Source organism: Gammaproteobacteria bacterium, from assembly GCA_021647245.1.
In the GTDB taxonomy this organism is placed as follows: domain Bacteria; phylum Pseudomonadota; class Gammaproteobacteria; order RBG-16-57-12; family RBG-16-57-12; genus JAFLJP01.
In genome coordinates this window covers 1-22,245 of the sequence record JAKIVC010000015.1, presented here as the reverse complement: position 1 = coordinate 22,245, position 22,245 = coordinate 1, and the positions used below count along the sequence as shown (strand labels likewise).

Annotated in this window: 19 protein-coding genes; 10 read left to right on the top strand and 9 right to left on the bottom strand. The window is 50.7% G+C overall.

All coding sequences use genetic code 11. The features are described 5' to 3' along the window. Nucleotides 1-5 precede the first annotated feature (5 nt). A complete protein-coding gene (locus tag L3J94_05775) occupies nt 6-365 on the top strand; it encodes a hypothetical protein (GenBank protein MCF6218259.1) in 360 nt (119 codons plus the stop codon). Nucleotides 366-393: 28 nt separating this feature from the next. Here L3J94_05775 and L3J94_05770 read toward each other — a convergent pair whose 3' ends face one another. The 4 genes from L3J94_05770 to L3J94_05755 all read right to left on the bottom strand — a co-directional run bounded on the left by L3J94_05770 (nt 394) and on the right by L3J94_05755 (nt 3,029). Further along, complete coding sequence (locus L3J94_05770) at nt 394-1,413, bottom strand: quinone-dependent dihydroorotate dehydrogenase (protein MCF6218258.1); 1,020 nt, start codon at nt 1,411-1,413, stop codon at nt 394-396. Nucleotides 1,414-1,633: 220 nt separating this feature from the next. Beyond that, entirely contained in the window at nt 1,634-1,993 is a 360-nt protein-coding gene (locus L3J94_05765; GenBank protein ID MCF6218257.1) for a HopJ type III effector protein, read from the bottom strand. Nucleotides 1,994-2,054: 61 nt separating this feature from the next. Further along, complete coding sequence (locus tag L3J94_05760) at nt 2,055-2,471, bottom strand: group 1 truncated hemoglobin (GenBank protein ID MCF6218256.1); 417 nt, start codon at nt 2,469-2,471, stop codon at nt 2,055-2,057. Nucleotides 2,472-2,546: 75 nt separating this feature from the next. Next, complete coding sequence (locus tag L3J94_05755; protein ID MCF6218255.1) at nt 2,547-3,029, bottom strand: cyclic nucleotide-binding domain-containing protein; 483 nt, start codon at nt 3,027-3,029, stop codon at nt 2,547-2,549. A gap of 99 nt (nt 3,030-3,128) precedes the next feature. On the opposite strand from L3J94_05755, the gene L3J94_05750 reads away from it, so the two are divergent. Then, complete coding sequence (locus L3J94_05750) at nt 3,129-3,548, top strand: group II truncated hemoglobin (protein ID MCF6218254.1); 420 nt, start codon at nt 3,129-3,131, stop codon at nt 3,546-3,548. Continuing rightward, a complete protein-coding gene (locus L3J94_05745) occupies nt 3,538-4,179 on the top strand; it encodes a UPF0149 family protein (GenBank protein ID MCF6218253.1) in 642 nt (213 codons plus the stop codon). The genes L3J94_05750 and L3J94_05745 overlap by 11 nt, the downstream gene beginning before the upstream one ends. Before the next feature lie 37 nt (nt 4,180-4,216). Here L3J94_05745 and ilvA read toward each other — a convergent pair whose 3' ends face one another. Beyond that, nucleotides 4,217-5,728 carry a threonine ammonia-lyase, biosynthetic gene (gene ilvA, locus L3J94_05740; GenBank protein MCF6218252.1) on the bottom strand — a complete coding sequence of 504 codons (1,512 nt, stop codon included), beginning with the start codon at nt 5,726-5,728 and terminating at the stop codon, nt 4,217-4,219. 123 nt (nt 5,729-5,851) lie between these two features. Here ilvA and rpiA point away from each other — a divergent pair, with 123 nt between their 5' ends. After that, nucleotides 5,852-6,508: a ribose-5-phosphate isomerase RpiA gene (gene rpiA, locus L3J94_05735; protein MCF6218251.1), complete on the top strand. Its 657-nt coding sequence runs from the start codon at nt 5,852-5,854 to the stop codon at nt 6,506-6,508. Between the two features lie 365 nt (nt 6,509-6,873). After that, nucleotides 6,874-8,403: a diguanylate cyclase gene (locus L3J94_05730; GenBank protein ID MCF6218250.1), complete on the top strand. Its 1,530-nt coding sequence runs from the start codon at nt 6,874-6,876 to the stop codon at nt 8,401-8,403. Between the two features lie 22 nt (nt 8,404-8,425). On the opposite strand, the gene L3J94_05725 is transcribed toward L3J94_05730, so the two are convergent. Both L3J94_05725 and purD read right to left on the bottom strand, forming a co-directional pair. Then, complete coding sequence (locus L3J94_05725) at nt 8,426-8,995, bottom strand: threonylcarbamoyl-AMP synthase (GenBank protein ID MCF6218249.1); 570 nt, start codon at nt 8,993-8,995, stop codon at nt 8,426-8,428. Continuing rightward, nucleotides 8,992-10,281, bottom strand: coding sequence for a phosphoribosylamine--glycine ligase (purD, locus tag L3J94_05720; GenBank protein MCF6218248.1), 1,290 nt, complete (start codon nt 10,279-10,281; stop codon nt 8,992-8,994). Before purD ends, L3J94_05725 begins: the two co-directional genes overlap by 4 nt. A 345-nt stretch (nt 10,282-10,626) precedes the next feature. Here purD and L3J94_05715 point away from each other — a divergent pair, with 345 nt between their 5' ends. Next, the gene (locus tag L3J94_05715; GenBank protein MCF6218247.1) at nt 10,627-13,086 is read left to right on the top strand and encodes a PAS domain S-box protein; all 2,460 of its coding nucleotides are present in this window, start codon (nt 10,627-10,629) and stop codon (nt 13,084-13,086) included. On the opposite strand, the gene L3J94_05710 is transcribed toward L3J94_05715, so the two are convergent. Then, nucleotides 13,062-13,232 carry a hypothetical protein gene (locus L3J94_05710; GenBank protein ID MCF6218246.1) on the bottom strand — a complete coding sequence of 57 codons (171 nt, stop codon included), beginning with the start codon at nt 13,230-13,232 and terminating at the stop codon, nt 13,062-13,064. The genes L3J94_05715 and L3J94_05710 overlap by 25 nt on opposite strands. Nucleotides 13,233-13,407: 175 nt before the next feature. Between L3J94_05710 and L3J94_05705 the strand changes: the two genes are divergently transcribed. From L3J94_05705 to L3J94_05690, 4 genes are all read left to right on the top strand, one after another. Next, a complete protein-coding gene (locus tag L3J94_05705; GenBank protein ID MCF6218245.1) occupies nt 13,408-15,831 on the top strand; it encodes a phosphoketolase family protein in 2,424 nt (807 codons plus the stop codon). Then, entirely contained in the window at nt 15,767-18,232 is a 2,466-nt protein-coding gene (locus tag L3J94_05700) for a fatty acid cis/trans isomerase (GenBank protein MCF6218244.1), read from the top strand. Before L3J94_05705 ends, L3J94_05700 begins: the two co-directional genes overlap by 65 nt. A 97-nt stretch (nt 18,233-18,329) precedes the next feature. Then, on the top strand, nt 18,330-21,569 hold the full coding sequence (locus tag L3J94_05695) for a DEAD/DEAH box helicase (protein MCF6218243.1): 3,240 nt from the start codon (nt 18,330-18,332) through the stop codon (nt 21,567-21,569). Nucleotides 21,570-21,571: 2 nt separating this feature from the next. Continuing rightward, nucleotides 21,572-21,847 carry an MmcQ/YjbR family DNA-binding protein gene (locus tag L3J94_05690; protein MCF6218242.1) on the top strand — a complete coding sequence of 92 codons (276 nt, stop codon included), beginning with the start codon at nt 21,572-21,574 and terminating at the stop codon, nt 21,845-21,847. 99 nt (nt 21,848-21,946) lie between these two features. Here L3J94_05690 and L3J94_05685 read toward each other — a convergent pair. Next, on the bottom strand, nt 21,947-22,245 hold a 299-nt coding region (locus tag L3J94_05685; GenBank protein ID MCF6218241.1), incomplete at its 5' end, for an integrase core domain-containing protein.

Below are 22,245 nucleotides of genomic sequence, written 5' to 3'. Positions count from 1 at the left end.
ATACCGTGAAGAGATACCTTTTTTTGGCTGCTTTATTTTGTATGGCAGCGGTGGTTCAGGCGGAGCCTCCGGCAGGGCACCCTTCGGTCGGGCAGGCGCATGATCACTTGCAGGTGTCAGCGGGAGAGTTAGCCCATCAGGGGCAAGTGTTGCAGAGCATTCCCAGTAATGATTATGTTTATCTGGAAGTGAATAAAAAAGAGGGCGGCAGCCATTGGCTGGCCGCTCCTCGTGCTGCGGTGCCGCTACAAAGCTATATCCGCTATGGTGATGGGGTGGTGATGAAAAACTTTTTCAGTCGCAAGCATCAGCGTACTTTTGATGAGTTGATGTTTGTGGATCGTATTCAGTTGCTAGGAAATTAGTAGCACTGCCGCTGATAAAACAACCCGTCTACGAGGCGTTGAGTACTTTTATACTCTCTTTTATGAGTGCGGGGCCTCGATAGATCAGGCCGCTGTAAAGCTGTACTAAACTGGCGCCTGCGGCTATTTTCTGCTGGGCGTGTGCGCCTGATAAAATGCCCCCCGCACCGATAATCGGAATCTCTCCTTTCAGGTGCTCCGCCAGCTGCATAATGACGGCGGTGGCGGCTTCCCGAACGGGCGCGCCACTTAACCCACCCGCCTCACCACCGTGTTCCAGCCCTTGAACGGTGTCACGATTGATGGTGGTGTTGGTGGCGATAACACCATCAAATGCATAGTGCAGCAGTAGCTCGGCGATGGCTTTGACCTGCTCACTGCTCAGGTCGGGGGCTATTTTTAATACCATAGGGACGTATTTGCCGTGCTGCTCCGCCAGCTTTTTCTGCTCCTTTTTGAGTGCTGAAAGTAGCCCGCCAAGCTCAGTAGAGTCTTGCAGTTGGCGCAGGTTTTTGGTGTTGGGTGAGGAGATGTTGGCGGTAATGTAGCTGGCGTAGGGGTAGACTTTACGCAGGCAGATCAGGTAATCCTCTGTCGCTTGTGCCATCGGAGTATCTGCATTCTTTCCGATGTTGATACCCAAAATTCCTTTGTAGTGTGCTTTTTTGACATTCTCTACCAGCTGTTCGACACCGTGATTATTGAAGCCCATGCGGTTGATGATCGCTTGTGCTTGCGGCAGGCGGAACATGCGAGGCTGAGGGTTTCCCGCTTGTGGGCGCGGGGTGATGGTGCCTATCTCAATAAAGCCAAAACCAAGTGCCGCCAGTGCATCGATGTATTCGCCATTTTTATCCAGCCCCGCAGCCAGTCCCACTTGGTTGGGGAATTCAATGCCCATGACGGTGGTGGGCGTGGTGTTAATGCGGGGTCGAATCAGGCGAGTTAAGCCAAGTGTGTGTAGACGATGTATCGCCTTAAGGGTGAAGTGATGGGCGCGCTCTGGCTCCATTTTAAAAAGGAGGGGGCGCAGTAGTGAATAGAGCATGGCGAGTCCGTTTATTGGGTTGTTTGTGCTGTTTTGAATCTCTCAATACAGTGTTGGCAAAGGCATGTTTTTTGGCTTGTCAGCGCTGGGTTGTTCGCTAGTAGTTCGGACGGTACGGTGGTGTCGTGGCACCAGCAGCAGGCCGTATTTTGCTTGGTTGCCCGGGCGCAGTGGTTGAGCTTTCCGCAGAGTGGGCAGTTTGCCTCGTCGATGGTTTGAGTCACTGTTTTTCAGTTAATGGCATTTGGTCAAACTGAATGCCTGACCAGCCGTGACGCATGAAGTGCCGAATATTGGCGTGGTCATCCCCTTCAGGGTTTTCGAGTACCTCTTGACGATAGTAGTCACCAAAGCAGTGCAGGGTCTGTTGTTCGGTAAGGTTGTTGAGCTTGGCGAAGGCGAATATTTTACATGAACCCTGGTTGCTGCCTGCGTCGTTGATAATGGCGTTATGTTGGTCGCCATTACTAAAGCGGCAGGGCGTGTAGAGATAGTGCTGAGTGATTGTCTCGATGACCTCATCGAAACCAACTTGAGAGGGTTGGTGGGTGATTTTATCGAGTAACAGCTGGATGTTCATGGATTTCACCTCTGCGGTCGTTACGGTGAATTATACCCATTATCAGGCTGTTTTTTTGGAATTATTTGTGTGGGGCGCGGCCAAGAATGAACGCTCGCATCGATTCACACACATCAATCACTTCAGTGATCAATTCGGGGGCGACATTCACTTCGTACATGCTCTCTTTAAGGTGTTTGATGACCAGGTCAAAATGAGTGTCATTCATGCCCAGGGGAAGCAGTCTGGCATGGGATTCTCGTAATAGCTCACCGTCATCGCCAGCGTCACTCGAACCTTGGAAGGCCATGGTTAAAAATGACTTCTGCTTTTCAGCCTGCTTAGCCATGCTGATATCGGAAAAAAAGGTGTGCAGGTTGGGGTCGTTGAAGACGCGGCTTAGAAAAATAGTGACCAGTGATTCTACTGCATCATCTCCGCCAATACGTTGAAAAATAGAGAGAACCATGTTTCTGGGGCATTTTTTATTATCATTCATGCGGCTACTCTAGCAGAGTTGTCTTGCGGATTAAACCTTATCCCTATTGTGGCAAAAGCCACAGTGTGCAGTGCGCTAATAACGGCCGTGAGAGCGGCTGATATAGTTTGAGAGTTGCTCGCTCTCCTGGTTCATGCGTAACAGGTTGCTGTGGGTGAGTTTGAACAGTGAGCGCATCACTTTGTAGAGGATGCGTGGTTGGCTATCGAGCAGCGATTCAAAGTCGTGGGGGTCCAGTGTGTAGACCTCGGCACTGCCGACCGCTTCCAAGGTTGCTTTGCGGGGTGAGCGATCCACAAAGGCGCGTGTACCGGCGACCTCTCCTGGTTTCATAGTGTAGACCACTTGCGGCCTGTTATCCCGCTGAGCGATGACCGCAAGTTCGCCTTTAAGTAATACAAAAAGCGTCTTCTCCGCGCCACTTTCAGTGACCAGACGTTCACCCTCTTTCAAGTGGCGAACCTTCATTATGCTGGCGAGGACTTTGCACTCGTTGATGCTGAGCTCTTCACCGATGGCGGTGTGGCCGAGCGCTTCAAAATTGGCAGTATCACTCATGATTATTCTCCTTGTTTGGGTAGTGTGGTGATATTTTATACTCAGTCGTTGACTACGCTAGCGTATAATGACGACAAATTTATTAAATAGATGAGAGTAATGTCTGAATTTGACCAACAAAAGACGCCTTATGAGCGCCTAGGGGGTGAAACGGGTGTGCGTAAGCTGGTGGCGCGTTTTTACCAGTTGATGGACTCTTTGACTGAAGCGCAGACTATTCGTGCCCTGCATCCCGACTCACTGGCAGGCTCAGAACAGAAGCTGTTTATGTTTCTTAGTGGCTGGCTGGGCGGCCCTCCTCTGTTTGTAGAAGCCTATGGTCATCCACGGTTGCGGGGACGGCACTTGCCGTTTTTGATTGATGAGTCTGCCCGCGATGCGTGGATGTTGTGCATGAGACGGGCGTTAGAAGAACACGTTGTTGATGATTCTCTGTTGCGAGAACAGCTGATTTCATCACTGTATAACACCGCAGATTTCATGCGTAATCAAACCGAAGGAGCCGAGCGTGGCGAGTAAAAAATCGAGTCCCAGAATTAAAGCCCCTCACCATGAAATGCTGGCGCGGTTGTCGGATTTTTTGACACAGAGCAAGCGTCCGAAGCAGACGCTGTGCCTACCTCAGCTACAGGGCTTTTTATTTGCGGTCAGTTGTGCACCCACCGAAATCAGTGCGGAAGATTGGTTGCCGGTTATTTTTAACGAGCAGGATCCCGGTTTCCAGAGTGACGATGAGGCAGATGCGGTGCTGGATGTGGTGATGACCCTTTATAACTATCAGGATCAGCAGGTTGAAGAGTGTAAGGTGACACTGCCTGATCATTGCCAGCCAGCAGGTGTGCTGGAGAGTGACTTTTCGGATGCTTCACCCTTTAGCCTCTGGTGTAGTGGTTTTTTGATTGGGCATGGCTGGCTTGAGTCGTGCTGGGAGGGGTTGGATAGTGATCTTGATGAGGTGGTGGGTAGCTGTATGATGGTGCTGGCCTTTTATGCTGAGCGCGAGTTGGCGAATAGTTTTTATACTGATTTTTCAGGGCCTGACGAGAGTTTTGAGGCGATGGCTGAGGCGGTGCTGGCCGAGTTTGATGAGGCGATGGTGCGGTATGCGGATGTTGGCGCGTTGTTGCGTAGTGAGAGCGAAGAGGTTTAAAGGTCCCTCGCCGCTGGTGGCGAGGGTGGTGTCGCTTTTACCTCAAAAAAAGCCGGTAGGCGGGGTTCTCTGTTTCGCTCCAGTAACGGTAGCCAAGCTCATGTAAAAAGGCATGGAATTGCGACTGTTCATCGTCAGGAACCTGTGCCCCAATCAATACCCGCCCATACGCTGCGCCATGGTTGCGATAATGGAACATGCTGATGTTCCAACGTGTTCCTAGGTTGGTCAAAAAGCTTAGCAGCGCGCCCGGATGCTCCGGGAACTCGAAACGATAGAGCACCTCGTTGCGGGCATTGGCTCGGCCGCCGACCATGTGGCGAATGTGCAGTTTGGCCATTTCGTTATTGCTCAGGTCGACAACCGGATAGCCCTGTTTAACCAAGTCGTCCAGCAGCTGCTCCTTTTCGCCGCTTTCGCCTTGCAGGCGCACCCCGACAAAAATATGTGCTTCTGATTTATCTGCATAGCGGTAGTTGAATTCAGTGATGCCGCGTGGGCCAATGGTTTCACAAAACAGCTTAAAGCTGCCGGGCTGTTCCGGAATGGTGACTGTTAGCAGCATCTCACGCTTCTCTCCCAGTTCAGCACGCTCGGAGACATGGCGCAAACGATCAAAGTTGAGATTGGCACCGCTATTGATGGCGACCAGGGTTTCCTCTCGACACGCCTCTCTTCCGACATATTTTTTAATACCGGCCACTGCTAATGCTCCTGCGGGTTCGGTGATGGCGCGGGTATCATCAAAGATATCTTTAATCGCGGCACAGATCTCATCGGTGGAGACCAAAATAACCTCATCAATCACTTCGCGAGCCAGGCGAAAGCTCTCCTTGCCGACCTGTTTGACGGCGACCCCATCAGCAAAAATACCCACCTGGTCGAGTACAATGCGCTTGTTTTCGGCCAGTGCCTGATACATGCAGGGGGCATCTTCAGGCTCTACACCGATGACCCGGGTTTCAGGGTAGAGGTATTTAATATAACAGCCGATGCCAGCGGCGAGCCCACCTCCGCCGACGGGGATAAAAATAGCGTCAATGGGTGATTCGCATTGCCGCAAAATCTCCATGGCGATGGTGCCTTGACCCGCGATGACATCGGGGTCATCAAAGGGGTGAATAAAGGTGAGTTGCTGTTGCTCTGCTAATTGGTAGGCGCGGGTAGAGGCTTCGTCGTAGGTATCGCCGTGCAATACAACCTTGCCACCGTAGCTGCGTACTGAGGCGACTTTAATCTCTGGGGTGGTTTTAGGCATTACGATGGTGGCATTAATGCCGATTTTTTGTGCCGACAGTGCAACACCCTGAGCATGGTTGCCTGCGGAGGCGCAAATAACACCACGCTGACGCTCCTCTTCGCTGAGTGAGGCTATTTTGTTGTAGGCACCGCGCAGCTTGAAAGAGAAGGTCGGTTGTAGATCTTCCCGCTTCAAAAGAATCTGGTTATTGAGTCGGCTGCTCAGACGGGTAGCGGGCTGCAGTGGTGTCTCAATGGCAACATCATAGACACGGGCTTGTAGTATTTTTCGGATATATTTGTTGGGCATGGCGCTAAATTATCAGTTCGTAGATAAAAAGTCAGTGTCTAAATGGTGCTACATTGAATATAATGACATGTTTAGTCGGGGTTTTGCCCGATAACCCGAAACGATAAGCAGGGGGAGATAAAAGTGACTCAGGATGAATTAAAAAAAGCGGTTGCCAAGGCCGCGCTGGAGTATGTTGAAGTCGGTAGCGTCATTGGTATTGGTACCGGTAGCACCGCGAACTACTTTATTGACTATCTGGCAGAGATGAAGCACAAAATTGATGCGACGGTTGCCAGCTCCGAGGCAAGCGCAGAGCGGCTGCGTGGCCACGGTATTTTGGTTGAAGACCTGAATATGGTTGATGAGATCTCTGTGTATGTGGATGGCGCGGATGAGACCACTGAATATCTGCACCTGGTTAAAGGCGGCGGCGGTGCGTTGACCCGTGAAAAAATAGTCGCTGCGGTGGCCAAAAAGTTTGTCTGTATTTGTGATGACAGCAAGTTGGTGCCGATGCTGGGTGCGTTCCCGCTGCCGGTGGAAGTGATTCCGATGGCGCGCAGTTATATTGCTCGTGAGCTGGTAAAGCTGGGTGGTCAGCCAGTTTATCGTGAAGGGTGTGTGACCGATAACGGCAACATTATTCTGGATGTTCATGGGTTGAAGATCATGAACCCGGTTGAGTTAGAAGAGCAGTTGAATATGTTGCCTGGAGTGGTCACCAATGGTCTGTTTGCCAAACGTCCCGCCGATGTGTTGTTGCTGGGTAGTGCGAATGGCGTGAAAAAATTCGATTAATGGTGATTATGCCAACCGCATGGCGGTTAGGCATGCCTTGCCATTGTTCTAGAATGAATTTGCGGGTGCATGTTTTTTTGTTTGATGCTTTATTTTGTCTTTATTTTAAGGGTATTTAGTTGAAAAATAGATAAATTTGCAGTGTGATGGTGTGTTTTTGGATGCTTTCAAAGTTAATATGTTATTCGAATTGATATAGAGTTAGCTTGAGTCTTGTTAATTAATACCATAGATTACCGGCACAGAGAGCAGTGCACGAAGCCCATGCTCTCTTTTGCAGCGTAAAATCGGTCTGAGCAGAGCTTGTTTTCAGGATGATTATATTTGCTCTTGAACTTGGGCTGTCACGAGGATTTTAGAGTATTATGGATTCAAAAAGTCACATGCCAGAGCCATTGCCTCTGGTATCATCCGCTGCATTTTTTTCACTTTTTAACACCTTCCCCAAAGGTGTAGTGATCACCAATGCATCTCATCATATCCAATATGTTAACCACACCGCAGCCGTTATGCTCGGACTCTCAAGCCAGCAGTTGCTGGGTTGTTCCATTTTAACCCTGGTGGAGGGAGACTTGCCCTTGCTATCTTCCGATGGAGCGAGTGTGGCGGCGTCTACTTTTGAAAGTACCCTGCTGGCTGCCGGGCAGCGGAAAATACCGGTTGAAGTGAGCTATAACGAGATAAATGACGCGGGCCGTTGTCTGGCTTTCTTTATGCTGGAAGATATCTCTGAGCGCGCCAACAATCAGCGAAGATTTTATCAGCAGAGCATCACTGATCCGTTAACAGGACTCTTTAATCGACGCTATTTTGATGAGCGGCTTAGCCAGGAGGTGGGCCGTGCTAGCCGGTACCGCACACTCTTCTCTGTGGTTGTCATTGATATTGACGGCTTTAAACAGGTTAATGACCTTTATGGCCACGGTTATGGTGACAAGGTATTGCAGATCGCCACTTCAGTTTTTCAGGAGACTTTTCGTGACGAAGATACGCTCTATCGCTACGGCAGCGATGAGTTTGCGATGATCTTGCCAGAAACCACCAAAGAGGGTGCGGTTGAAGTTGCTGAGCGGTTGCGAGAGCGTTTTTCCCACTGCTGCCCCGATAAAAACAAACTTCTCCAGCTGTCTCTTAGTGTCGGTGTTGCCAGCCATCCTGAAGGGGGTGTTGATGCCAAGGGTTTGATGGGTGTTGCTGAGCGCCGTATGTGTTTTTCTCGAGAGAGTGGTGGTAATCGTGTCTCTGCATCAGATTCTCTACTGGATGGGAGTAATGAAGTCGATCAGTTACTGCAATCATTGGGCAACCTGACGCGGATGATGGAGAAAAATCGTGGCTACGCGCCCCTTGATGACCTGGGTCATTCGCAAGAGATACGTTCATTAGGGGTGGAAATTGGTCGCCAATTGGGTTTGGATGCGGCTCGCTTGCAGGTTTTTGAACAAGCCGCGATGCTGCATGATATCGGCACCATTCATCTGCCAAGAGAGCTGCTGCAAAAGAAAGGCAAGCTGAACGAGGCCGAGTGGCAGACGATCAGGCAGCACACCACCATTGGCGAAGAGATTATCGACATGATGATCTCATCCGATCGCAAGGATTTAGTCGACCTGAAAAATATTGTTGCTCAACATCATGAGTCGGTGGATGGCAGTGGTTACCCACGTGGTTTGAGCGGCGATGATATCATGATGGAGGCGAAAATATTGGCGGTAACCGATGCCTATAGTGCCATGCTAGCCGACCGCCCCTACCGCTCGGCATTAACTAAAGAGCAGGCCCTGTTGGAGTTGCAGCGATTCTCCGGGTGTCGTTTTGCACCTGAAGTGGTTGATACGCTGCTGCAACTTGAAGAGGGTCAGCGGGCTAATGTTAGCGGCGACTCGTCCCGTTAAATCACGCCTCTCAGAGGCCTCTTTAAGCGCGGATGAGAGTGCCGCTGGCCGCATCCCGAATGGTTGAAGGCTTGGCGTTTGGTTCTACTGATCCTTTTACAATATGATCAAGCTGCTGGCGAAAGATGAAGCGGCACTCCTTGGCTGTGGTGGCGGGAGGCCGGTTGCTGAGGTTGGCGCTGGTGGAGACAATAGCACCTTGCACTGCCTCACAAAGCCCTTTGGCAATGGGGTGGTTGGTGACGCGTACTGCCAGGGTTTGATGCTGACCACGCAGCCATTTGGGGGTTTTTGGTTTGGCGCGGATTAACCAGGTGCTTGGCCCAGGCCAGCTGTTGTTAATATTAAGCAGCGCCTCTTCATCAAGATCGGCAAATAGCACATAGGGTGCGAGCTGCTCGATGGATGAGGCGATTAAAATAACCCCTTTTGCGGCCGAACGGCGCTTCATGCGGAGAATTTTGGCAACGGCCTCGCCGTTTTGCGGGTCACAACCGAGGCCATAAACCGCCTCGGTAGGGTAGGCGATTACCCCGCCTTGGTGGATAATGCGAGCAGCCTGTTGTAACCGCTCTCTTTCAAGGTAGCTCACTTCTGTTCACGGGCGATGGCGCGATAACCAATGTCGCTACGGTAAAAACTCCCTTCCCAGCTCACTGTTTTAGCCAACTGATACGCTTTGGCTTGTGCCTCTGAAACGGTTTCGCCCAGACCCACGGCGCACAGTACACGCCCCCCGGCAGTGACGATTTCTCCCCCTTCTTCGGCGGTGCCCGCATGAAACATTTTAGCATTCGGGTTCTCTGCTGGTAGCTTCAAGCCGTTGATAACAGCGCCTTTGGCATAACTTCCCGGATAGCCACCTGCCGCCAAGACCACACCCAGTGCTACCCGGCTGTCCCACTCCGCAGTGGCTTGATCGAGTTTGCCATCCAGTGCAAGCTCACAAAGCTCAACAATGTCTGACTTCAAACGCATCATGATCGGTTGGGTTTCAGGGTCGCCAAAGCGACAGTTGTATTCGATTACATTTGGGGTGCCTTGCGCATCGATCATCAAGCCAGCATAGAGGAAGCCGCTGTAGGGGTTACCCTCTGCCGCCATGCCCGCCACGGTGGGTTCAATCACCTCTTTCATGATGCGATCATGTATCTCGGGGGTCACCACCGGTGCCGGAGAGTAGGCTCCCATACCACCGGTATTGGGGCCTGTATCGCCTTCGCCTACGCGTTTATGATCCTGGCTTGTGGCCATGGGTAGAATGTTTTTTCCATCTACCATGCAGATAAAGCTGGCCTCTTCGCCTTCCAGAAACTCCTCGATGACCACACGATGGCCCGCCTCACCAAATGCATTGCCTGCCAGCATATCAGTGACCGCCGCTTCGGCCTCTTGCAGTGTCATGGCAACGATGACCCCTTTACCCGCTGCAAGACCGTCGGCCTTAATGACAATGGGTGCCCCTTGCGCTTGCACATAAGCCAGGGCTTTTTTCGGGTCAGTAAAGCTCTGGTAGTCGCCCGTTGGAATCTGGTGACGAGCAAGAAAGCCTTTGGTGAAGGCTTTGGATCCTTCAAGTTGTGCGGCATCTTTTGTTGGGCCAAAGCAGCGTAAACCGGCCTCCTGAAACGCGTTAACCATACCCATAACCAGCGGCACTTCCGGGCCTACGATGGTGAGGCCAATATGGTTGTTTTTGGCAAACATCAGCAGGGCAGGAATATCGTCAACGCGGATGGCAGCATTCTCCAGCTTGGGTTCTCGTTGTGTGCCCGCATTGCCCGGGGCAACAAATACCGTCTCTACTTGTGGGGATTGGGCAGCTTTCCATGCTAGCGCATGTTCACGTCCGCCACTGCCGATGATGAGTACCTTCATGATTTTATTGCCTGATTGGTTAGGAGTGGGTGCTATTTTACGAAAACCGCTGCGATATGTCTGCATCGATAGCGTAATATTTATATTTCGGTAACAACTCAATCTGGATGCTTCATAAGTTTGCACAAAGATCACGTAGGGCATTGGTTTTACAGGGAAACGAGCCAAAATATCGGTATCAGTGACTATGAGCGATGGCGGGCATCTCCCTGTGGAGCCAATAGGCTAGTGAGATTGTGCATAATTTATGAATGATTCGGGTAAAGTCTATTGCTGTAGATAAGATATAAATAAGAGTGTCCGATCAGGATGTTTGTGGATTAACCGTTGGCAGCAAGGAAAAACATGGCCCATAAACGTCAGGTGGGGATCTCGACTTACATTATTGCGGTATTGGTGCCGGCACTTTTTATGCTGGTCGCACTGAACACCCTGCTACAAAAATCAAACAGCCAAGTGGGTACTCTAGAGCATGAGCTGGTGGGTTTGCATACTCTGAAGGATCTCTCTCAATTGCAGTTTTTTTTGCAAGAGCTGCGGGCACTGGGCCAATTTAAACACTTACATGAAGGCTCTCCAGCTGATATTGAGGTGCGCCACGGTTATGTCTACACTCAGGTGCTCTTGCTGATTGACGATTTATCTGCCGACCATCATTCAGGTCAATTACCGCGTCTGGACTTTCTTAACCGAGTCAAACAGCGGGTTATCTCACTCGAACAAAAATCTCATCTATCAGGCGCACAACACTTTGCAGAATATACGCTTGAGATTGAACGGTTGCTCTCTTTTATTCGTGAAGTGGCCAGTTACTCTCATTTAACGCGAGACCCGGAATTAAACGCTTACTATCGTGTGACCAAGGTGGTGGAGAGTATTCCGATGCTGCTGGAGTATGTTGCACAGTTGCAAAGTATGCCGATCCGGGCACTGTCAGATAATAGTGACCTTGTTGAGATGAGGCTGATGCTCGGCTACCAGCTGGCTCATCTGAACGCCGAAATGCAGCAGCTGTTGGCCAGTAACCACTACCTTAAAAATGATGATATTCCAGATGAAAAGGGTGACACGCTACTTAATGAACTGAGTGCTCAGGTACAGGCGTATATGAAAACAGTGTCGCAACTGGATATTTATAATCTGCGAGTGAGTCAGGTGCTAGCGGGCTTCTATGAAGCGGAGAGACTGATTAATCAGTTATCACAGCTACAGCAACATAACCTGGATGTGCTTGAGGTCTCGATACAGCAGCGGGTGGTGGGGCAAATCAAGCAACGTAACCGCTCAGTTATGATGATTGTGTTAGCGATCTTAGCCATGCTGCTGGGGATTGGCTGGTTTTATCGTATCAACAACAGAGCTTTTGTGCAGTTGGCTAAATCAGAATATCTGATGAAACGAGTGCTGGATACTATCCCGGTACGGGTGTTCTGGAAAGACCTTGATGGTTACTACTTGGGGTGTAATGTTCTATTTTCTCAGGATTTGGGGACTACGCCCTCTGAGGTGATTGGAAAAAGTGATCGCGAGATTGCCTGGCGCGACGATGTTGACGCGTGCCGGGCCGATGATCGAGCGGTGATACAAAGCGGTGTGGCTAATATCGGGCTCCAAGAGCAGGTGCAAAATAGCAAGGGTGAAACCCGCTGGATTGAGAGCAGTAAAATACCCCTGCTGAGCAGTCAAGGTGTGGTGGTGGGGCTGTTGTGTGTTTTTCAAGATATTACAAAGCGCAAACAGTCCGAATTGAATCTGTTTGATAGCGAAAAGCGGCTGCGCACTGTTGTCGATACCATGGCGGACGCGCTGATTGTTTTTGAAGATAAGGGCAGAATTCACTCCTTCAACTATGCGGCTGAAAAGATATTTGGCTACTTTTCTGAGCAGGTGATTACACATAATATTGCTACCCTGATTCCTGATTTTCAGAGTGATCATTGGCGGCAAGGGAGTGACCAAACAACAGATCACGTGGTGGGCGCTCACTTTAAAGTGAATGCGCTGCGCTGCAATGGCGAAAACTTCCCGGCAGAGGTTTCTGTCTCCGCTATGGAGACGGGAGGGGAGCGCCTGTATACGATTGTGGTGCGGGATATTACAGAGCAAAATCGTCATGAGAGGCTAAAGGATGCCTTTGTTTCAACGGTCAGCCACGAACTGCGCACCCCTCTCACTTCGATACGCGGCTCCCTTGGCTTGGTGTTGGGTGGGGTCACCGGAGAGCTGCCTGAGAAGGCGTTAAAGATGTTGCAGCTGGCCAGCAACAATACCGAGCGGTTGCTGCTGCTGATTAATGACATTCTCGATATTCAGAAAATTGAAGCGGGTGAGGTGCCGGTTAATATGGCCTCACATGGGGTTGATGAGCTGCTTGCCACTACGCTGGAAAACAACCAGGTCTATGCAGCGCAATATGGTGTCACTTTCCAGCTTAAGGTGATTGATTTAGGGTTGAAAGTGAGTGCTGATGCGAGGCGATTAAATCAGGTGATCAGCAACCTGCTATCGAATGCAGCCAAGTTCTCACCAAAAGGGGCGGTGGTTGAACTCTCAGTGCAGCGTCATGGTGATGAACACGTGCGTATCAGCGTTGCAGACCAGGGGTGTGGGATTGCGTTGGACTTTCAGGGTAAGCTATTTGACAAGTTTACCCAATACGATAGCTCTGATGTGCGTGAAAAGGGCGGTACCGGACTCGGCATGACGATCACCAAGGCGTTGGTAGAAAAGATGGGCGGTGAAATTAGCTACGATACGGTTGAAGGCGAAGGCACCACCTTTTACGTGGACCTCAAACAGGGCTGAGCGGAGTGCTGTTGGCAGCGTTCGCGGTAGGCGTCCACAACATACTTTAAACGCTCTTCACGGTCGCTGTTGGGGTTTTGCATAAACTCAGCCGTTGCACGGTACATCTGCCACATCCACCACTCTTGATTTTCGGTATCTGTCACGGTCTCTCTCCTGTGAATTTAATTTATGAACGTACACATTGAAGCACTGGAATATGACGTTTAGATGAAAGGCCGTGATAAATCATGCTCCCCAATTTATTTAAAATAGCACTACAATAGAGTCGTCTTCTTGTTGAATTAATAACCTGTTGCTGTGTGCGTGGGGGAGGTGGAAGTGAGAAAGAAGTTATCCGTAGATAAACCGCTTACAGAGAAAGATCTACAGCTGATTGATGCTTACTGGCGTGCCGCCAACTACCTCTCGGTGGGGCAGATCTACCTGCTAGATAACCCGCTTCTCAAAGAGCCGTTGAGACTCGAGCATGTTAAGCCACGACTGCTTGGCCATTGGGGAACTACGCCGGGGTTGAATTTTATCTATGTTCACCTGAATCGACTTATTAAACGTGATGCCCTGAATGTTATCTACCTTGCTGGGCCGGGGCATGGTGGTCCAGGCTTGGTGGCGAACACTTACCTTGAAGGTACCTATAGCGAATTTTATCCCAATATTAGTCAGGATGCGGCAGGGATGAAGCGGCTGTTCAAGCAGTTTTCGTTTCCCGGCGGTATTCCCAGCCATGTGGCGCCTGAAACGCCAGGGTCGATTCATGAGGGGGGCGAGCTGGGTTATGTGCTCTCCCATGCTTTTGGTGCGGTATTCGACAATCCTGACCTCATTGCAGCCTGTGTGGTGGGTGATGGTGAGGCGGAGACTGGCCCGCTGGCAACTGCCTGGCACTCCAACAAGTTTTTGAATCCAGCGGGCGATGGTGCGGTGCTGCCGATACTGCACCTCAACGGTTATAAAATTGCCAATCCGACTATCTTGGCGCGCATTAGCCACGATGAGTTGGAAAAACTGTTTATCGGTTATGGTTACCAACCCTACTTTGTTGAGGGGGATGACCCCCATCTGATGCATCAACAGATGGCGGCTACGCTGGACAGGGCAATCACCGAGATAAAAATCATCCAGAAAAAAGCCCGTATTAATGGAGATAAAACCCGCCCCCGCTGGCCGATGATTATTTTACGTTCACCCAAAGGGTGGACTGGGCCAAAAGAGGTGGATGGTCAAAAAGCAGAGGGGTACTGGCGTTCCCACCAAGTGCCGTTGGGTAATCTGGCGGGTGAACCGGCGCATCTTAAACGACTTGAACAGTGGATGAAGAGTTATCAGCCAGAGACGCTGTTTGATGATAGTGGCGCACTATTCAAAGAGATTGCAATGCTGGCACCTGAGGGTGACCACCGTATGGGCGCGATCCCTCACGCTAACGGTGGTCAGCTGCTTAAGGATCTGCTGATGCCCGATTTTAAAAATTATGCACTGCCGGTTAATGCTCCCGGGCAGAGTACGGGGGAGGCGACACGGGCCATCGGTGGCCTGCTGCGGGATGTGATGAAGCTCAATATGGAGGCAAAAAACTTCCGTGTTTTTGGCCCCGATGAAACCGCCTCCAATCGATTGGGTGCGCTGTTTGAGGTGAGCAATCGTGCCTGGCAGGCGGAGATGTTGCCGGAGGATGATCATCTGGCAGTGGATGGGCGTGTTATGGAGATTCTCAGTGAGCACACCTGTCAGGGGTGGCTGGAGGGTTATCTACTCACCGGTCGACACGGCTTTTTCTCTTGCTATGAAGCCTTTATTCACATTATTGATTCAATGTTTAACCAGCACGCCAAATGGCTCAAGGTGACCCGTAACGAAATTCCGTGGCGCCGCCCCATCGCCTCGCTCAACTACCTGTTGACCTCCCACGTCTGGCGGCAGGATCACAACGGATTTTCCCATCAGGACCCCGGCTTTATCGACCACGTAGTGAATAAAAAGGCCGATATTATTCGAGTCTACCTGCCGCCGGATGCCAACACTCTGCTCTGTGTCACGGATACCTGCCTGCGCTCAAAAAATCTCATCAATGTTATTGTCGCGGGAAAGCAGCCACAACTGCAGTGGCTTGATATGGATGCAGCCATCAAGCATTGCAGTACCGGTATTGGGATATGGGATTGGGCTAGCAATGATCACTGTGGCGAGCCAGACGTGATTATGGCTTGCGCCGGAGATGTGCCAACCCTCGAGGTGTTAGCGGCAGTGGAGCTGTTGCACCAGCACCTCCCCGAGCTGAAAGTGCGGGTGGTCAATGTGGTCGACCTGATGACGCTGCAACCGCAAAGTGAACACCCCCACGGCTTGGCAGACAGGGATTTTGATGCACTGTTTCCCGCCAATACACCCATAATATTTGCCTATCACGGCTACCCTTGGCTGATTCACCGGCTCACCTATCGCCGTACCTGTCACCACCATCTGCATGTGCGTGGCTACAAAGAGGAGGGCACCACCACCACACCCTTTGATATGGTGGTATTAAATGAGATGGATCGTTTTCACCTAGTGATGGATGTGGTTGACCGCCTCTCTTCACTGGGCTCACAAGGGGTCTATCTGAAACAGAAAATGCGCGATAAACTGCTGGATCACAAAGCCCATATTATGCAATATGGGCAAGATTTAGTGGAGATTCGTGAGTGGTCATTTCCTATTGCCGGTAAACCTGAGGAGTCAGCGCATTATTCAGAGCCTTCTTAATCAACGGTTGAGTCGAAAGGCGTTATTGCTCGCCGCCTGGATACTCCTGTTGCTAGTTCTCTTCATCTATAGTGTGCAGCCGCCACGTCACGCAATGGCGAATGATATTAAACAGGCGGTATCTACTGCGCTACAAGGTGTTCCGGTTCAGTTTGAACAACAGGTTAAGCCTATTTTGGAGCGGCGCTGTGTGGTGTGTCACGGCTGTTACGATGCACCATGTCAACTAAAGCTCTCCTCAATCGAAGGACTCTACCGGGGGGCCAGTGATGAGCGTATCTATGAAGCCAAACGGCTTGGCACCATGCAACCGACACGACTGTTTATTGATGAGAAAACAACGCAGGCGTGGCGAGCGCGAGGGTTCTCTCCCATTCTGAATGAGGCACAACCGACAGCAGAAAATAATTTAAAAAACTCGGTGATGTACCATCTGTTGCGTTTAAAGCAGCAGAACCCACAGCCAACCCAAGGCCAGTTGTCGGAAAGCTTTACCCTGGGGATTGATCGTGAAGAGAGTTGCCCGACCCTCGAGGATATTGAGGCGTTTGCACAGCAAAAACCGCAATGGGGGATGCCGTATGCGATGCCAAACTTATCAGACAGTGAGCACCAGACGCTGGTCTCCTGGCTGGCGCAGGGCGCATCATCTTCGCCGCCACCCACTCCCTCTGCGGGAGTGGTGGCGCAAAGAGGGGCGTGGGAGCGTTTCTTTAACCACACCTCCTACAAACAGCAGCTGGTGAGTCGCTATCTGTATGAACATCTGTTTCATGCTCATATTCACTTTGCCGAGTCGCCTGACAGAGTGTTCTATCGTTTGGTGCGCTCCACCACGCCGCCGGGTGAGGCGGTGGATGAGATCGCGACGCTAAAGCCCTACAATGACCCTGGTGACCGCCCTTTTTATTATCGCCTATTGCGCTACCACCCCGCTATCGTAACCAAAAGTCACACGGTCTACACCCTCTCCAGTCAGCGGTTGCAGCGCTACCGTGCGCTGTTTTTAGAACCTGACTATGAAGTGACTCAACTCCCCTCTTACGAAGAGAAAATAGCATCAAATCCATTCAAAACATTTGCCGCACTTCCCATCGAATCGCGCTATCGATTTCTGTTGGATGATGCCTATTTTTTCATTGAAGGCTTTATCAAAGGGCCGGTGTGTCGAGGGCAGATTGCGCTGGATGTGATTGAAGACCGGTTCTGGGTACTATTTTTTGACCCAGACCAGCCGCTGGTGACCAATAGCGCACAGTTTATTGGTGAGATGGCGGACCAACTTCAGCTGCCTGCGGATGACAGTAATTTGGAACTGCTGCGTATCTGGACCGACTATTGGAAAGGCCAGCGACGCTATATGGAGCAGAAAGAGGCGTGGTTTAAAAACATGGGTAGCCATGATTTAGCGGATGCGATGAGCTATATCTGGGATGGTGATGAGAAGAACCCGAATGCGGCGCTGACGGTGTTCAGGCATTTCGATAGTGGCTCGGTCTCCTATGGTCTGGTGGGCGAGGAGCCTGAAACAACCTGGATCCTGGATTATCCGTTGATGGAGCGTATTCACTATCTTCTGGTGGCGGGGTTTGATGTTTACGGCAGCCTTGGACATCGTGTCAGTGCACGCATCTATATGGATTTTTTACGCATGGAGGGGGAGGACTCTTTCCTTGCCTTCCTCCCGGCCGACCGGCGCAAGGCGATTCGTGATAGCTGGTATGTTGGCCAGCGCAGCACTATCGATGAACTCTTTTCGGCCCCTCAAGCGTGGTTGAGTGCCGAGTCGGTGGTTGGTTACCAAACCGATAATCCGCAAAAAGAGTTTTATCAGCAGATTAAAAAAAGGCTTGTAGGGGTGACTCAACAGGCGGATGCAATGAACTATTGTGGTCGCCCGGTGTGCCGCGAGCGTACCTTTCCGGTGGCCAAAAAACGGGCGGACAAGGCCATGGAGCGAGTTGCACAGCTACAGGGTGAAAATCTACACGCTTTCCCGGATGTCGCCTTTGTACAGATCAAAACAGAGAGACCAGAAGATGATTTTGCCTACACTCTGATTCGCAACAAGGCCTACAAAAATGTGACCTCTTTTCTGGCGGATGAGCATGAGCGGGATCGAGCAGATATTGCTCAGGACTCATTGACGGTCGTTAATTGGCTGGAGGGGGCTTATCCGAATTTCTTTTTCTCTGTCGCGTTGTCTGAGGTCGAACAGTTTGCCAAGCACTGTGCGGCAATTCGTAACCGCGACGATTTTGAAAGGTTTGTAGATAAGTATGGAGTCAGGCGCACCCATCCCGATTTTTGGCGGCAGGCCGACTGGTTTCAAGATGAGTATGCGCGCAACAAGCCTATTTTATCCGGGTTGTTTGACCTTAATCGCTATCAAAATTACTGAAAAATGCTCTCCCATGTGTGTTGTGGTGCCGTTGCTGTGAATGATGCGGTACACTAAAACTAAATCAATTTAACTTCTCTGTTTGAGATTGAAAACGATGACAAAACAACTAAAGCTGGGCGATATTCAGAGAAACTTTTCTAACAGTTATTTCAAACGGGGTAGAGGCTACTTTAATGCGGGGCAGGTAGCCTCCATTACCGTGCTCGATGAAGATGACAGAAGAGTGGAGCTGGAGGCCATTACCCTGGGGAGTGGCCGAAATAGCTACTATCAATCAGTTGATCTTAGATGGGTTGCTGGCGAGGTGATTATCTCCGGAAGTTGCAGCTGCCCGGTGATGATTGACTGCAAACATGTGGTAGCGGCCTGCCTGCAATATCAGGCTGACTTTGCCCCGGCACAATGCAAAAAAGCATCGGATGCGGCTTGCATGGCCTGGCTGGATGAGTTTGTGGGTGATGTGGGTGATAGCAAAAACCGGCGTGATGCCGAGTTTGTACTCTACCTGCTAACGCCAACCAATCAACCCGGGCAACTGACTGTGGAACTCCTGGTAACACGCCATCTGAAACGAGGCGGGTTGGGAAAGGGGCGCACTATCAATCTGGGGCAAATCTCTAACGAATACTACTCTCCGGATTACCTGCAAGAGGTGGATGAGGATATTGTTCGCCTGCTGGACGCGTGCCCTAAAAAAGGCTGGTCAGCGCCGTTGATACTGGAAGGGGAGGTGGGTTTTGCAGCAATACTTAAAATGGTTGAGTCAGCGCGCTGCCACTTTATTGATAAAGATGGGCCCCAGCTTCAGGTGAGTGATGCGCGTACACTTAACCTCGAATGGTTGCGCGACCATGCCGGCGATGCTCGACTCAAATGCGGCGTGGAGGGTGGTGGCGAGCCGTTAATTACCACCCCCGCACTCTATCTTGATCGGAGAGAGGGGGTGGTGGGTCTGCTCAGTGGTGCTGACTACACCGTGAAACAGATGAAAAAATTGCTCTCCCCGCCCAATGTGCCCGCCGCCTACCTGAGTCGCTTCAGTCAAAAGCTGGTCGTTACGATGCCCGATAGCGTACCACCCCCTGAGCAAGTCGAAACCATCGAGATCAAACAGCCGCCGCAGCCGCGTATTCGCTTTACGGCTGAAGCTGGGTCAGGACGAGACATTCATCGTATTAATCTGGACTTTCTCTACGCCGATTATGCCCTGCCAGCGCACCCCTTTAATGAGATTGACGTGCTCTCTAGCGACAAAGCACTGGTGCGGGTGTGGCGTGACCAGAGCCGTGAGTGGGCCGCTATTGAGCGCTTGAAGGCGTTCGGCTTTGAGGCTTTTCATCATGAGAGTGGCGTGGGGGTTTTCTTTCTCAGTATGGCGGAAAATCTTCTGGAGGCGGTTTCGCGCTGGCAGGACTTTATGGCGCAGGCGGTGCCACAGCTGGCCGATGACGGCTGGTTGATTGAGCAGGATGAGAGCTTTCAGTTAACTTTTCACCACTCAGATGAGTGGCATGCGGAAATTGAGGATGGCAATGACTGGTTTGATCTGCGTTTTGATATTGAAATCAATGGAGAAAAGCGCCCGCTGTTACCACTGATTACCAGCGCATTAACCCACTATGACCTGCAAGAATTGCCCGAAACACTCACTATTCCGCTAGAAAACAGTGAATACCTGATGATATCCAGAGAGAAAATACAACCAATTCTGGATATTCTCTACGAACTTTACGACAGCGAAAGCCTTAGCAGCGATGGCTCGCTGCGCATGTCTCGCTTTGATGCCGGGCGAGTGGATGAGCTGGCGCAACTGAGTGGTGATGAGTCTCAGTGGCAGGGTGGCGAGGCGCTGCGTGAGCTGGGGAAAAAGCTAAATGATTTTGACGGTATTCAGCCCGTGAATACGCCAGAAGGGTTGCAGGCCGAGCTACGAGAGTATCAACAACAGGGGTTCAACTGGTTGCAATTTCTACGTGAGTACCAGTTTGGCGGTATTTTGGCCGATGATATGGGTTTGGGAAAAACCGTTCAAACCCTCGCACATCTCTTGTTAGAGAAAGAGCAGGGGCGCATGACCAGCCCTTGTCTAATCGTTGCACCCACTAGCCTGATGAGCAACTGGCAGCGAGAAGCCGCCCGCTTCGCACCCGCATTAAAGGTTATTATTTTACAGGGTGCTGAGCGTCACCAACACTTCGATGACATCGAACAATATGACCTGGTGCTGAGCACCTACCCGCTACTGGTGCGTGATGAAAAAGTGTTGCTAAAGCATCGCTACCACTATCTGGTGCTAGATGAGGCGCAGGTGATTAAAAACCCCAAAGCGAAAGCAGCACAGGTGGTGCGTAAAATTGAGTGTAATCACCGCCTCTGTTTAACCGGCACACCCATGGAGAATCACTTGGGTGAACTATGGGCACTGTTTGACTTTCTCTCCCCCGGTTTACTTGGCGACTCACGGCAATTTAATCAACTGTTTCGCGTGCCCATCGAGAAAAATCAAAATTACCAACAGCAGCAACGGCTCAGTAAGCGCGTAGCCCCCTTCATGTTACGCCGCGCCAAAAGTGAGGTGGCCAGTGAGCTGCCAGAAAAAACTGAGATTATTCAAACCGTCTCCCTAGGTGGTAAACAGGCGGCGCTCTACGAGAGCATCCGTATCTCAATGGAGAAAAAAGTACGCGAAGCGATTGCCAGTAAAGGGTTGGCGCGTAGCCACATCACCATACTGGATGCGCTGCTAAAACTACGGCAATGCTGTTGTGATCCGCAGCTGCTCAAGCTGAAGCAGGCCAAGACAGTTACCTCGTCCGCCAAGTTGGACTTCTTGATGACGATGTTGCCGGAGATGGTCGAAGAGGGGCGGCGTATTTTGCTGTTTTCATCATTCACCCAGATGTTGGGTATCATCGAGCAGCAGCTGATCAAACATCATATCAGTTATAGCAAACTGACCGGTCAAACACGTAAGCGAGATGATGCCATCGAGCGCTTCAAAAGTGGCCAGGCAGCTATTTTTTTGATTAGCCTGAAAGCGGGTGGGGTGGGTTTAAACCTCACCGAAGCAGACACCGTTATTCATTACGACCCCTGGTGGAACCCCGCCGCCGAAAATCAGGCAACGGATCGTGCTCATCGAATTGGCCAAAATAAAGCAGTGTTTGTCTATAAGCTGATTACCGAAAACACTTTAGAAGAGAAAATTATTACCATGCAGGCAAAGAAGCAGGCGTTGATCGAAGGTGTCTACAAAAAAGGTGAGGCGGCAGATCAGGTGAAGCTCAGTAGCGATGATCTAAAAGCACTGTTTGCGCCACTGGCTGAGGTTTGACGATGAAAATAGAGGCGCTTAACTCACTCCTTTCAGGGCTGAAAGGGGCACAAGCCAGCTACCCTTTTGGCTCAGAAGCGTGGGTTTATAAAGTCATGGGTAAACTGTTTGCGCTGGTTTGCGAAGAGAAGTCTGTCTCACGGGTCACACTAAAATGCTTACCCGCCGATGGTAAAAGCCGGGTATCACACTATGAGTCGATTGCACCGGGCTACTACATGAATAAAAAACACTGGATTACCCTAAAAGATAAACAGCAGCTCGGGGCGTTTGATTGAAATAAAAAAGGCGACATTCTGTCGCCTCTCTTCGATGTTTGTCAAGGTAGTTGTCCAGCGCTCTGCTGATTTTCCTCTAATTCCAGGCCCTTTTTTACCCTAATTTTCTGGATTCAACCACACTTCACTGACAGCGGCCCAATTTCGGGTTTCTCGACTCCAGCGTTCCGGGTTTCGTTGCTTGGCCGCTTCATAGATCGCTTTTCGCTTAGCCAATATCGTTAGCTCTTCGCCGTTGTGACGTTGGGCTGGGGTGATGAATTGGATTCCACTGTGTCGATGGCTTTCATTGTACCAACCGACAAAATGATCGACCCATGCTCTTGCAGACGCCAGGCTTTCAAATGGCTTTGATGGAAAGGCGGGTGTGTATTTCAGTGTTCTAAACAGACTCTCTG